The sequence below is a fragment of the Haloferax sp. Atlit-109R genome, assembly GCF_003665865.1.
Classification (GTDB): domain Archaea; phylum Halobacteriota; class Halobacteria; order Halobacteriales; family Haloferacaceae; genus Haloferax; species Haloferax volcanii.
This window is the reverse complement of the sequence record NZ_QPLO01000001.1, coordinates 1,237,064-1,249,439: the sequence shown is the minus strand read 5'-3', so window position 1 is coordinate 1,249,439 and position 12,376 is coordinate 1,237,064. Positions and strand designations below refer to the sequence as shown.

The 12,376-nt window shown below is 68.0% G+C and carries 12 protein-coding genes; 5 read left to right on the top strand and 7 right to left on the bottom strand.

What is annotated here, in order from left to right; all coding sequences use genetic code 11:
* Positions 1 to 40: 40 nt before the first annotated feature.
* The 5 genes from DVK03_RS06555 (at position 41) to DVK03_RS06535 (ending at position 6,717) form a co-directional block, all read left to right on the top strand.
* Entirely contained in the window at positions 41 to 1,936 is a 1,896-nt protein-coding gene (locus DVK03_RS06555; RefSeq protein WP_115802507.1) for a 2-oxoacid:acceptor oxidoreductase subunit alpha, read from the top strand.
* 3 nt (positions 1,937 to 1,939) lie between these two features.
* Positions 1,940 to 2,878, top strand: coding sequence for a thiamine pyrophosphate-dependent enzyme (locus tag DVK03_RS06550; protein WP_004043633.1), 939 nt, complete (start codon positions 1,940 to 1,942; stop codon positions 2,876 to 2,878).
* Positions 2,879 to 2,995: 117 nt separating this feature from the next.
* Entirely contained in the window at positions 2,996 to 3,424 is a 429-nt protein-coding gene (lrpA1, locus tag DVK03_RS06545; protein WP_004043634.1) for an HTH-type transcriptional regulator LrpA1, read from the top strand.
* A gap of 119 nt (positions 3,425 to 3,543) precedes the next feature.
* Positions 3,544 to 4,872: a DNA polymerase IV gene (dinB, locus tag DVK03_RS06540; RefSeq protein ID WP_115802506.1), complete on the top strand. Its 1,329-nt coding sequence runs from the start codon at positions 3,544 to 3,546 to the stop codon at positions 4,870 to 4,872.
* Between the two features lie 63 nt (positions 4,873 to 4,935).
* Entirely contained in the window at positions 4,936 to 6,717 is a 1,782-nt protein-coding gene (locus DVK03_RS06535; RefSeq protein WP_115802505.1) for an ATP-binding protein, read from the top strand.
* Positions 6,718 to 6,762: 45 nt separating this feature from the next.
* Here the strand turns inward: DVK03_RS06535 and tpiA are convergent, their stop codons facing one another.
* The 7 genes from tpiA to hisC form a co-directional block, all read right to left on the bottom strand.
* Positions 6,763 to 7,407 (bottom strand): triose-phosphate isomerase, encoded by a 645-nt coding sequence (gene tpiA, locus DVK03_RS06530; RefSeq protein ID WP_115802504.1) that lies wholly within the window; start codon positions 7,405 to 7,407, stop codon positions 6,763 to 6,765.
* 150 nt (positions 7,408 to 7,557) lie between these two features.
* On the bottom strand, positions 7,558 to 8,079 hold the full coding sequence (locus DVK03_RS06525; RefSeq protein ID WP_081597081.1) for a multiprotein bridging factor aMBF1: 522 nt from the start codon (positions 8,077 to 8,079) through the stop codon (positions 7,558 to 7,560).
* Positions 8,080 to 8,154: 75 nt separating this feature from the next.
* A complete protein-coding gene (locus DVK03_RS06520) occupies positions 8,155 to 9,576 on the bottom strand; it encodes a PAS domain-containing sensor histidine kinase (protein WP_115802503.1) in 1,422 nt (473 codons plus the stop codon).
* Positions 9,576 to 9,761: a hypothetical protein gene (locus tag DVK03_RS06515; protein ID WP_004043641.1), complete on the bottom strand. Its 186-nt coding sequence runs from the start codon at positions 9,759 to 9,761 to the stop codon at positions 9,576 to 9,578. The genes DVK03_RS06520 and DVK03_RS06515 overlap by 1 nt, the downstream gene beginning before the upstream one ends.
* A gap of 332 nt (positions 9,762 to 10,093) precedes the next feature.
* A complete protein-coding gene (locus tag DVK03_RS06510) occupies positions 10,094 to 10,696 on the bottom strand; it encodes a CDP-alcohol phosphatidyltransferase family protein (RefSeq protein ID WP_004043642.1) in 603 nt (200 codons plus the stop codon).
* Positions 10,693 to 11,202 (bottom strand): adenylate kinase family protein, encoded by a 510-nt coding sequence (locus DVK03_RS06505; RefSeq protein ID WP_115802502.1) that lies wholly within the window; start codon positions 11,200 to 11,202, stop codon positions 10,693 to 10,695. The genes DVK03_RS06510 and DVK03_RS06505 overlap by 4 nt, the downstream gene beginning before the upstream one ends.
* A complete protein-coding gene (gene hisC, locus DVK03_RS06500; protein WP_115802501.1) occupies positions 11,199 to 12,284 on the bottom strand; it encodes a histidinol-phosphate transaminase in 1,086 nt (361 codons plus the stop codon). The genes DVK03_RS06505 and hisC overlap by 4 nt, the downstream gene beginning before the upstream one ends.
* Positions 12,285 to 12,376: the final 92 nt, after the last annotated feature.

Sequence of the window (12,376 nt, the reverse complement as noted above, 5' to 3'; positions counted from 1 at the left end):
CTTTTCAGGTAGCGCCCCAGCGGGGCCGTGAGCTCAACATATGACTGACCACGAACTTATCTGGCGTATCGCAGGGGGTTCCGGTGACGGTATCGCCTCGACGAGCCAGAACTTCGCCAAAGCCCTGATGCGAGCGGGGCTACACGTTTTCACGCATCGACACTATCCGTCGCGCATCCGCGGTGGCCACACGTACACGGAAGTGCGCGTCAGCGCCGACCCCGTCAAGTCCCGCGGCGACGGGTACAACTTCCTCCTCGCGCTCGGTGACTCCTTCGCCCGCAACCCGAGCGAGGGTGCCTACTACGGCAACGAGGAGATCAAGCCGCTGTCGGAGAACCTCGACGAACTCGACGAAGGCGGCGTCATCGTCTACGACTCCGGCCTGCTCGACGCCTCCGAAATCGAGGACTTCGACGAGCGCGTCGAAGAGAACGACTGGCACGTCTACGACATCGACCTGCGCACCATCGCCCGCGAGCACGGTCGCGAGGTCATGCGCAACACCGCCGGCGTCGCCGTCACGTGCGCCATCGCCGGCATCGAACCCGACGTCATCAAGAGCCTGATGTCGGACGCGATGCCCGACAAGATTCTCGAACCCAACCTGACCGTCTTCGACGACGCCTACGAGATGGTCCAAGAGGAGTACGACGTCGAGGCTCCCGACGTGTCCGCGCCGACCGGCGAACACGACGAAGAGCAGGTGCTTCTCTCCGGCTCCGACGCCATCGCGTACGGTGCCATCGACGAAGGCTGCCGCTTCATCGCGGGCTACCCGATGACCCCGTGGACGGAAGTCTTCACCATCATGACCCAGAACCTCCCCGAACTCGGCGGCATCTCCGAGCAGGTGGAGGACGAAATCGCCGCGGCCGCGCTGGCAATCGGTGCCTCTCACGCGGGCGTCAAGGCGATGTCCGGGTCGTCCGGTGGCGGCTTCTCGCTCATGTCCGAGCCGCTCGGTCTCGCGGAAATCACCGAGACGCCGCTCGTGCTCGTCGAGGCCATGCGCGCCGGCCCCTCGACGGGGATGCCGACGAAGCCCGAGCAGTCCGACCTCGAACACGTTCTGTACACCTCGCAGGGCGACTCCCACCGCATCGTCTTCGCGCCCGGGAACGCCGCCGAGGCGTACTACCAGACGCGCAAGGCGTTCCAGATCGCCTACGAGTACCAGATTCCGTCCATCGTCCTTTACGACCAGAAGCTCGGCGGCGAGCTCTCGAACGTCCCGGCGTCGGTCTTCGACGAGGAGCCGAACGCCGACCTCGGCTCGGTCCTGACGGAAGCGGAACTCGAAGACGCGCCGCACGACGACTCCGGCAAGTACCAGCGCTTCCAGCACGACACCGAAAACGGCGTCTCGCCGCGTTCGCTGCCGGGCCAGAAGGGCGGTCGCTACCTCGCAACGGGTAACGAGCACATGCCCGCGGGTCACATCTCGGAGTCCCCCGAGAACCGCGTCGCGCAGATGAACCGCCGCATGCAGAAGGTCGACAACATCCGTGCCGAACTCGACGCAGACGGCGAGTTCAACACGGTCCACGGCGACGAGGACGCCGACCTCGGCCTCATCACCTTCGGCAGCCAGCAGGGCACCGTCGAAGAGGCCGCCGACATCCTCAACGAGAAGGGCCACTCGGTCAAGGTCCTCGGCGTCTCCGAGATGATGCCGTTCCCGAAACAGCAGGTCGCGGAGTTCCTCGACAGCGTCGACGAAGCGCTCGTCGTCGAGATGACCGCCTCCGCCCAGTTCCGCGGACTCATCTCCAAGGAACTCGGCGGCTACGGCGACCAGATGTCGAGTCTCCTCAAGTACAACGGCAACCCGTTCGAGCCCGCCGACATCGTCGAGGGCTTCGAGACGGCGCTCCTCGAAGGCGAGGAGCTCCCAGACAACCGCACGAAGTTCGTCCCCAAGGTGGGTGAATAAATCATGAGTGCATTCAGCGCAATCGGTGAAGAAACGGAGCAGGATCAAAACGAGTTCACCCCCGGACTCGAACCCCAGCCGACGTGGTGTCCGGGCTGTGGTGACTTCGGTGTCCTCAAGGCGCTCAAAGGCGCGGCGGCCGAACTCGGCCTCTCGCCCGACGAGATGATGGTGACGACCGGTATCGGCTGTTCCGGCAAGCTCAACAGCTACTTCAACAGCTACGGCTTCCACACCATCCACGGCCGCTCGCTTCCCATCGCCCGCGCCGCCAAGCTGGCGAACCCCGGTCTGACCGTGGTCGCCGCCGGCGGCGACGGTGACGGCTACGGCATCGGTGGCAACCACTTCATGCACACCGCCCGTGAGAACCACGACATCACCTACATCGTGTTCAACAACGAGATCTTCGGCCTCACGAAGGGCCAGACCTCGCCCACGTCGCCGATGGGTCACAAGTCGAAGACCCAGCCCCACGGCTCGGCCAAGACGCCGCTGCGCCCGCTCTCGATGTCCCTGAACGCCGGGGCGTCGTACGTCGCGCGGACCGCGGCCGTCAACCCGAACCAGGCGAAGGACATCATCGTGGAAGCCATCCAGCACGACGGCTTCTCCCACGTCGACTTCCTCACGCAGTGTCCGACGTGGAACAAGGACGCCCGTCAGTACGTCCCGTACATCGACATCAACGACTCCGACGACTACGAGTTCGACAACACGAACCGCTCGGAGGCCTCCGAGATGATGTTCGAGACGGAAAACGCCCTCCACGAGGGCACCGTCCTCACCGGCCGGTACTACGTCGACGAAGACCGCCCGTCCTACCAGCAGGAGAAACAGCGCATCGGCGAGATGCCCGAAGAGCCGCTCGCGGAGCGCTACTTCGACGACTCCTACGAGTGGGAGCGGACGTTCGACAACTTCCTCGACAAGCACAAGTAACGCCGCCGACGCCGTCTCGGCGCTCGGTTTTCGGCCGATAGCCACGCCGGTTCGATGTGACCGAGAACCCTTTTCGGATTCGCAAGATATTTTTCTCCCGTAGGAAAACCAACGGGCATGGAAACCACGTCCACGGAGGGACGCATCCTCGCGGTCTTGGAGGAAGACGCGAAAGCGTCGTACGCCCAGATTGCAGACCGGGCGGACGTGTCGAAGCCGACGGTTCGGAAGTACATCCGCAAACTCGAAGACGACGGCGTCATCATCGGCTACTCCGCCGACATCGACCCGAAGAAACTCGCCGGACAGTCCATCGCCATGGTCGGCATCGACGCGACCAGCGAGCGCTACGTCGAGGTCACGCGCATCCTCAAGGAACTCGACTCGGTGGAGGCGCTCTACACCTCTTCCGGCGACCATATGCTGATGGCCGAGGTCCGCGCCGTCGACGGCGACTCCCTCGGCGACGTCATCTCCGACGAGATTCTGTCTATCGACGGCGTCACGGCCGCACACCCCTCGTTCCTCCAAGAGCGACTGAAGTAACGCGCCCGGCTCGGCCGAGAAGCCGACGACCGCGACCGACTCGCCGCGTCCGTTCCCTCCCGCGTTACGTTCGCCGCGCTATCTGAAGCTTCAGGTGCGTCGCGCCCGTCCACTCGACCATGGCGGAGGAGACGCTGCCGGGCACGGCCGACGACGACGGTCCCGACAGCATCGTCCTTCACGTCGACATGGACTGCTTTTACGCCGCCTGCGAGCGCCTGCGCGAACCCGAACTCGAAGGCGAGCCGGTGGTCGTCGGCATGGGCTACGAGCCCGGCGAGGGCCACGGCGCGGTCGCCACCGCGAGCTACGAGGCCCGCGAGTTCGGCGTCGAGAGCGCCCAGCCGATTTCGACGGCGCTCGAACGCCTCCCGCGCATCGACGACCTCGGGCCCGACGACGACCCCGCGGCGGCGGGCCACTACCGCACCGTCGACCTCGAATTCTACAAGAGCGTCGCCGCCGACGTGAAGGCGATTCTCCACGACTGCGCCGACGTGGTCCGCGAGGTGAGCATCGACGAGGCCTACCTCGACGTGACCGACCGGACCGCGTGGGACCTCGCGGCCTCGGGCGACCGGACGCTGGCGGAGGGCTTCGCCCGCTACGTGAAACAGCGCATCGCCCGCGAGGTCGGCGTCGCGGCCTCCATCGGCGTCGCGCCGAACATGTCGACCGCGAAAATCGCCTCCGACTTCGACAAACCCGACGGGCTGGTCGTCGTCCGCCCCGGCGAGGTGCGGTCGTTTCTCGCGCCCATCTCGGTCGAGGAAGTCCACGGCGTCGGGCCCGTGACGGCCCGAAAGCTCGGGTCGCTCGGTATCGAGACGGCGGGCGACCTCGCCGACGCCGACGCCGCGGCCCTCGAGGCCGAGTTCGGCTCCCGCGGCCGCGAACTCCACGAGCGGGCGCGCGGCTACGACGACCGGACGGTCACGCCGACGGGCCGGCCCAAGAGCCTCTCGCGGGAGTCGGCGTTCATCGACCCGACGGACGACATCGAAGACAAACGGGAGGTCGTCCGCGCCCTCGCGGCCGACGTGGCCGACCGCGCGCGCTCTCGCGGGGCGATGTACCGGACCATCGGCATCAAGGTGGTCGTCCCGCCGTTCGACATCAACACGCGAGCCACGTCGCTTTCCGGGCCCGTCGACGACCCCGAACTCGTCGAGTCGGTCGCGCTCGACCTGCTCGACGCCGAGTTCGCGGAGACGACCGTCAGAAAGCTCGGCGTCCGCGTCTCGAAGCTCTCCTTCGCGGACGCCGACCAGTCGAGCCTCGACGGCTGGGAGTCCGCGGAGGCGGGCGAGACGGGCGGCGACGGCGACGAGCGCGTGAGCGACGAGCCCGAAGCGACCGCCGGTGACGACGGTGACGACGAGCCCCCGAACACCGGCGGCGAGGCCCCCTCGCGGGGCGGCCAGTCGTCGCTCGTCGAGTTCGACTGACTCCGCGGGACCGACGGGGCGAGGGGGAGGAACTATGGCGTCCGAGGGAGTCCACCAAACCGGATGACGGATTCGGACACGGAAACCATCTCGGTCGCCGAGATCAGCGACGGTCCAGGGGGAGAGGGAACCGAAGAGCCGGGGACGACGGTCGACCTGCCGGTGGTCGACATCCTCACCGGCCGGGGCTTCGTCACGGGCAAGTCGGGGTCGGGCAAGTCGAACACGGCGTCGGTCATCATCGAGAACCTGCTGTCGGCGAACTTCCCGGTGCTCATCGTCGACACCGACGGCGAGTACTACGGCCTCAAACAGGAGTTCGAACTGCTCCACGCCGGGGCCGACGACGAGTGCGATATCCAGGTGAGTCCCGAACACGCCGAGCGACTCGCCACGCTCGCGCTCGAACAGAACGTGCCCATCATCCTCGACGTGTCCGGCTACCTCGACGACGCGGCCTCCGACGAACTGGTGACGGAGGTCGCAAAACACCTCTTCGCGAAGGAAAAGAAGCTCAAGAAACCGTTTTTGATGCTCATCGAGGAGTGCCACGAGTACATCCCCGAGAAGGGCGGGATGGACGAGGCGGGCAAGATGCTCATCAAAATCGGAAAGCGCGGCCGCAAACACGGCCTCGGCGTCGTCGGCATCTCCCAGCGCCCCGCCGACGTGAAAAAGGACTTCATCACCCAGTGCGACTGGCTCGTCTGGCACCGCCTCACGTGGCGCAACGACACCAAAGTCGTCGGGCGCATCCTCGGCTCGGAGTACGCCGACGCCATCGAGGACATGGGCAACGGCGAGGGCTTCCTCGTCACCGACTGGTCCGAGTCGATTCGGCGCGTGCAGTTCCACAAGAAAGAGACGTTCGACGCGGGCGCGACCCCCGGCCTCGACGACTTCGAGCGCCCCGACCTGAAGTCCGTCGACGGCGACCTCGTGTCGGACCTCAAGGAGATTTCCGACGAGAAGGCGAGACAGGAGAGCCGCATCGCAGACCTCAGACAGGAAATCGACACGAAGGACGCGCGGATTCGACAGCTCGAACGGGAGTTAGAGGAGGCGCGGGACCTCTCGCGGATGGCCGACCAGTTCGCGCAGGCGATGTTCCAGAAGGCCGAAGCGCCCTACCGCGGCGGCGGCGGCCGCAACCTCAACCGCCCCGCCGACAAGCAGGCCGCCCTCGGCGAGTACGGCGGAAGTGCCGACGGCGACGTGGCGGACGCGGCTGCCGACGCCGCGACCGACGCCGACGCCGGCGACGACGGGGCCGCAGACGCGGACGCGCCACCCCGACAGCCGCTCGAAGCCCCTTCCGGGCCGCCGTGGCCGACCCACGGACTGCTCTCCGAGCGCGACGAGGCGGCGGCCGACGGCACGGGCGGTCCGAGCGGCGCGGGCGCGGCGAGCGAGGCGGCCCCGTCGGCCGGCGACGAGTCGTGGCTGGCGGACGCCGAGATGGGCGACTTCCAACCGGCCGAACTCCATCCCGCGCCGGGCGCGGAGAGCCGCCGCGATGTCGTCGACCGCATGACGGCCATCATCGACGCGTTGGGCGACGCCCACCACGGGATGCTCGCGCACTACCGCGAGCGCGGCGTCTCCGACCCGTTGGCGGCCCACGTCGCCGCGGGCGAGACCGGCGACCAGCACCTCGCTTACGGGCGAAATCGGTCGCTTCGTCGGGCGGGATTCATCCGGCACGCCGGCCGCGGGAAATACGAGTACGCGCTCCCCGACCTCGTGAGCGACGAGTACGCGGACCTCTTGGGCGACGACGAACTTCGGGAGACGGTCGCGGCTATCGAGGCGTCGTTCGTCGAAGAAGAAGCCGACGGCGAGTAGTCCAGCCGTCGTTCGGTCCCGGCGGTTTTCGACGCGCGTTACAGTTTACAGCCCGGAGACGAGGTCTTCGAGCGCCGCGCGCGGGTCGTCGGCCTTGGCGACGCCGGAGGCCAGCAGGATGCCGGACGCGCCGAGTTCCTCGGCGGTCACCACGTCGTCGCCGGTCGAGATGCCAGCGCCGCAGTAGACATCGACGTCTTCGTCGACGTTGGCCGCGGCGTCGACGGCGTCGGTGACGATGCCGGGGTCGGCCGTCGCGACGGAGACGTCGCCGCCGATGAGTTCCGGCGGCTCGACGGCGACCGAGTCGGGGCCGAGCGCGGAGACCGCGCCGATTTGGGCGGGGTTGTTGGCGCAGACGCAGGTTTCGAGGCCCGCTCGCTCGGCGGCTTGGACGGAGCCGTCGATGTCGGCGAGCTTCAGGCGCTTTTCGGAGTGGTTGATGAGCGTGCCGACCGCGCCGGCCTCGGCGACGGCCTCGGCGAGGGTGCTGCCGGTGTGGCTGCCGTGGCCGTTCGGGTCTACGTGCTGGGCCCACGTCTCGACGCCGGTGTCTGCGACGCGGGAGATGTCGGCCGCCTGCGGGGAGACGGCGATGCGGACGCCGGACGCCTCGGCCACGTCGCGCGCGGCGGTGGCGACTTCGATGGGGTCACACGGGTACGCCTTGAGGTTGACTAGGATGAACACAATCGAACTCGCGTCCGGCGAGACTAATAGATTGGTTTTCGTGGACGCGATTGCCACGAGACGGCGTCTCGCGGGCGGAAAATCGTGATAGACGAATCGAAGGGTTCGGTCGCGCGGGTCCCGCGACGGGTCGGCGTCGGGCGCTTCCGATTAGTCCTTCCGTTTGACCACGTCGCCGAGGGTGGTCGTCGTGGAGCCGCCGCCGGACCACTCGGAGTCGTCGTCGCTCTCGCCTTCGACCAGCGAGATGTCGAGCTTGCGCTCGATTTTCTTCCGGACGGAGTCCGGCGGCATGATGTCGCCGCGTTCGAGCTTGCGGATGAGGCTCGCCTTCTCGTTGAGCGACTGGGCGAGCTCTTCTTGGCTCAGCCCGCGCGACTCCCGCGCCTGCCGGATGCGGTCGTCGTAGTCGGTCGCGATTTCGTCCATGTCGTCGAACATGTCGCGGCGGCGCGTCTTCGACGACGAGGAGGAAGACGACCCCGAGGAGCGAGAGGAGTTCGAGCCCGACGAGGAGGAGGTGGAGTACTTCGTGCTCGCGCTGGAAGTCGACTCGGTGCGGACCTCCGTGCCGAACTCGGCGCAGTCGTCACACAGCTGCAGTTCTGCGCCTTCGACCTTCACAGTCTTCAGAGAGGCTTGGTCGGAGCCGCACATCTCGCACTGAGGCATACACTCACGTACCCGCCCGCCGCGTATAAAAGGCACGCCACCGGCCACCGAATCGCTCGGGACGCGACGAGGTCGCTACCGACTCCCGTCCGCCAGCGGGAGCGTCAGTTGGACGGTGCTCCACCCGTCGCGTCGGTCGTAGTCGACGCGGCCGCCCGCGGATTCGACCACCCACTTGACGACCCACAGCCCCAGCCCGGAGCCGTGGCTGAGTTGCGTGATGTCCTCGTCACCGAAGACGGCCGCCCACTCGATTTCGGGGATACCGTCGCCGTCGTCGCTGACGCGGAGCGTCGCGTCGTTCTCGCAGCGCTTCGCCTCGATGCGGACCGTCACGTCCTCGGGGGTGTGTTCGAGCGCGTTCTCCACGACGTTGGCGAGCGCCTGCGCGAGTTTCGGCCCGACCGACACCGGGAGCGACGGCGGGAGGTCGAGGTCGAACGTCGCGGCGGGGAACCGAGTCCGCCGCGGCTCGACGACGGCGCGGACCGTCTCGGTCGCGTCGACCACCTCGTCGGGACGCTGGTCGTCGAGGACCGCCGCGGCGGTCCGGGCCTTCTCGCTGACTCGGAGGAGCGTCTCCGTGTGCGCGGCGATTCGCGCGGCCGCGTGGTCGACGTGGGAGTCGGCCGTCGCTTCGCGTATCTCCTCGGCCATCCCGAGGACGACGTTCATCTCGTTTCTGAGGTTGTGCCGGAGGACGCGCTGGAGCACCTGTAAGTGCTCTCTGGCCCGGCGCTGGCTGGTGATGTCGGAGTAGATGGAAAAGCCGTACTGCTTCCCGTCGCCGCGACTGTACGGGATGCCGCGGTAGAGGAACTCGCGTCTACCCCACGCGGTCTGCCGGGTGACGACGGCGTGGTTTGCCTTCCCGTCGGCCGTCCGCTGGTCGAAGTCGACCGCCTCGTCGTCGGCGTCCGGCGGGACGATGAAGTCGTTGAGCGACTCGCCGCGCACCTCGTCGGCGTCGTAGCCGAAGACGCTCTCGAACCCCGGGTTGACCGCCCGAACGACTGGCTCGATGCCGACGATTTCGAACTCGATGACCGCGTCGTCGATGAGGTCGAACAGGTGGTCGAAGCGGTCGCGCTCGGTGTGCAGCCGCGCGGTCGTCGGTTCGGACGGCTCTCGGCAGACCGCGCCGACGACCCGGTTCGCGTCGGAGTCGGAGTCGAAGCGGTCGCCGTCCCCGTCCCCATAACCACCGCCGTCGCCGCCGCGGTACGGGGCGAACTCGAGTTCGATGTCGATTTCGGCTGGCGCGTCCCCGACCGCCGGCCCGTCGTCACCCGCCGAGAGCCGACAGCGGCACCGACGGCTCTCCCACCCGCTCGCCCTTCGCACGGCGTCGAGCGTCCCGCGAACGTCCGGCCAGTCCCCGTCGCCGACGAAGTCGGAAAGCGGTCGCCCACGGAGCGCCGCGGCGTCCGCACCGAGCTGCGCCGCGAACTCGTCGCTCGCGTGGATTACGGTTCCCGCCGCGTCGACGACGAACATCAGTCGCTGAGCGTCGCGTACGGCGGTCGGTCCCGCGTTCGGGGCCGGCGAGTCGCCACCGAGACGCCCGCCGGTTCGGTCACGAACTCGACGGACTGTGCCGCGCCGTCGCGGGCGATATCGGCCCCGCCGGCGCGTCTCGGGCCGCACCCCACGTCGAGAACGCCGTCGTGCGAGCGCGTCACGGCCGAACACGCTCCAGATTCAAAACTGAAGATAACCGAATCGAACGCCGGTATCGTCCCCGATACAGACGGTGTGTAGTATAATTCAGAATCATTTGAGGACGGTAACTGGTGATAATCTCAATCATATAAATCTGGTTTAGCGGGCAACATCCACACCCGACGCGGGGCGGTCCCACCTGGTTACGGGAGCGAAACGGATGCTAGAGCGGACCGAAAGAGCGCGCCGCGGCGACGGTGTCGGCTCGGGGTCGCGTCGCCCCGCGCCGAACCGAGTCGATTCGAGCGTGGGGCGTGGTTGGCTGAGTCGAAGTTTGACGGGGTGGGGAAGGTCAGGTCAGGTCGCCCCACGCGCCCCAGAAGCGCTGGACCGCGGTGAGGTGGCCGACGACGGCGAAGAACACGAGGAGCCAGCCGGCGAGCGTCAGCCCGCCGACGGCGTCGGGGTAGACGGCGGACGCGAGGCCGACGAGGCCCATGAGCGCCAGTCGGTCGGCGCGCCCGACGAGGCCGCCGTAGGCGCGCCCGAGGCCGACCGCCTGAATCTGCGTGCCGAGGTAGGAGGTCATGAGGACGCCCGTGACGGCCGCGAGGCCCAGCGCGAACGAGTCGATGCCGGCGGCGAGGCCGACGAGGACGACGATGTCGGCGTAGCGGTCCAGCACGTGGTCGAGCAGGTCGCCGGCCTTCGAGGAGACGCCCTGCTCGCGGGCGAGCGCGCCGTCCACGAGGTCGAGCCAGCCGTTACAGAAGACGAACACCGCGCCGAGGCCGTACCAAAGCGGGTCGGCGAGGCCGAAGGCGACGCCGGCGGCGACGGCGAACCCGAAGGCGACGACGCTCACGCCGTTCGGTGAGAGACCGACCGCGTCGGCGACGGAGACGAACGGGGCGAGCAGCTTGTCGGCGGTGTCGCGGTACTGGTCGAGCGTCATAGGTAGTCGATGAAGTCGACGGTTCCCGCCGAGGGCGCTCTCTCGCCCGCGATAACCGCCGCGATATCGTCGGCGACGGCGTCGGGGTCGCGCTCGGTCGTGTCGATTTCGTACACCGACTCCTCGCCGTGGAACTCGACGGCCTCGCCGAGAATCACGTCCAGCGCCTCGGACTCGCGGTTCTCGCGCGCCTTCGCCTCGGCCTCGCCGCGGTCGAGGAGACGCTGTTCGAGTACGTCGGGCCGACAGCGAAGCACGACCACGCGGTCGGCCTCGAAGTGGTGTGCGAGGTGGCTCTCGACGATGCCGTCCCAGTCGCCGAGCTCGTCGCGGGCGGCGTCGAGGTCCACGACGAGCGTGTCGCGCTCGTCGTCGCGCTCGGTCCAGAGACCCTCGTCTTTCACGAGTCGGTTGAGGTGGACCACGTCGAGGTCGAGGTCGGCGGCGACGCGCTCCGTCGCCGTGGTCTTTCCGGTGCCGGGCGTGCCGGTGACGACGACTCTCACGCCGTCGGCACCTCCGAGACGATGCGGTTGAGCACGTCCACGGCGCGCTTGGTCTGGGTTTCCGTGCCGCAGGAGACGCGGATGCACTCCGGCAGGCCGAAGCTCCCGCAGTCGCGGACGATGACGCCCTCGCGCTGGGCGGCCTCGGTGACGGCCGTGGCGTCGCCGACCTCGACGAGGACGAAGTTGCCCTCGCTTTCCCACGTCGGCGCGTCGAGGTGTTCGCGGAGATAGTCGCGGGACCACCGGGCCGACTCGACGGATTTCTCGACGTGTTCCTCGTCGTCGAGCGCGGCGAGCGCGGCGCGGCAGGCGACCTCGCTGGCGGCGAACGGCGTGTTCACGCGGGCGTAGGCGTCGGCCCACGCCTCGGGCACGCAGGCGTAGCCGATGCGGAGACCGGCCAGCCCGTACGCCTTCGAGAACGTCCGCAGGACCGCGACGTTGTCGTACTCCGACAAGAGGTCGATGGCCGACGGCTCCTCGGCGAACTCGCCGTAGGCCTCGTCGACGACGAGGAGCGTGTGCTCTTCGACCGACTCGGCCAGTTCGACGAGTTCCTCCCGCGGGAGCACGGAACCGGTGGGGTTGTGCGGCGTCGTGAGGTAGACCATGCGCTCGCCGTCGTAGGCGTCGAGGACGAGGTCGGCGGTCTGTTCGAAGTCGTCGTCCTTCGACACCTCGTACTGGACGGCGTCGCCGTGGTGGTAGCGGGCGCTCATCGAGTAGTACGAAAAGCCGGGCGCGGGTTCGAGAATCCGGTCGTCCGGTTCGAGCACCGCGCGGGTCAGGTAGTCGATAGAGCCGTCCGCGCCGGGAGACACCCACACCTGTTCGGGTGCGAGGCCCCACTTGTCGGCGAGGCGTTCGGTCAGGTCCGTGTGGGCGGTCTTCGGGTAGACGCTCACGGTCGGCGCGGCGTCTTCGATGGCGGCGACCGCCTTCGGACTCGGGCCGTGGGGGTTCTCGTTCGAGGAGAGTTTCGTCAGGTCCTCGGGGTCCATCCCGAGTTCGCGGGCGACCTCCTCTGTCCCGCGGCCGGGTACGTAGGGAGCGTGCGCGGAGAGGTCCCGTGGTTGCATGGTCGGAAAATGCGGGTCGCGGTTCTTAAGCGTGCGTACTCCGGGTCGGACGTGGCGGTAGGGGAGTCGGGTTGGGGACGCGACATCGACGG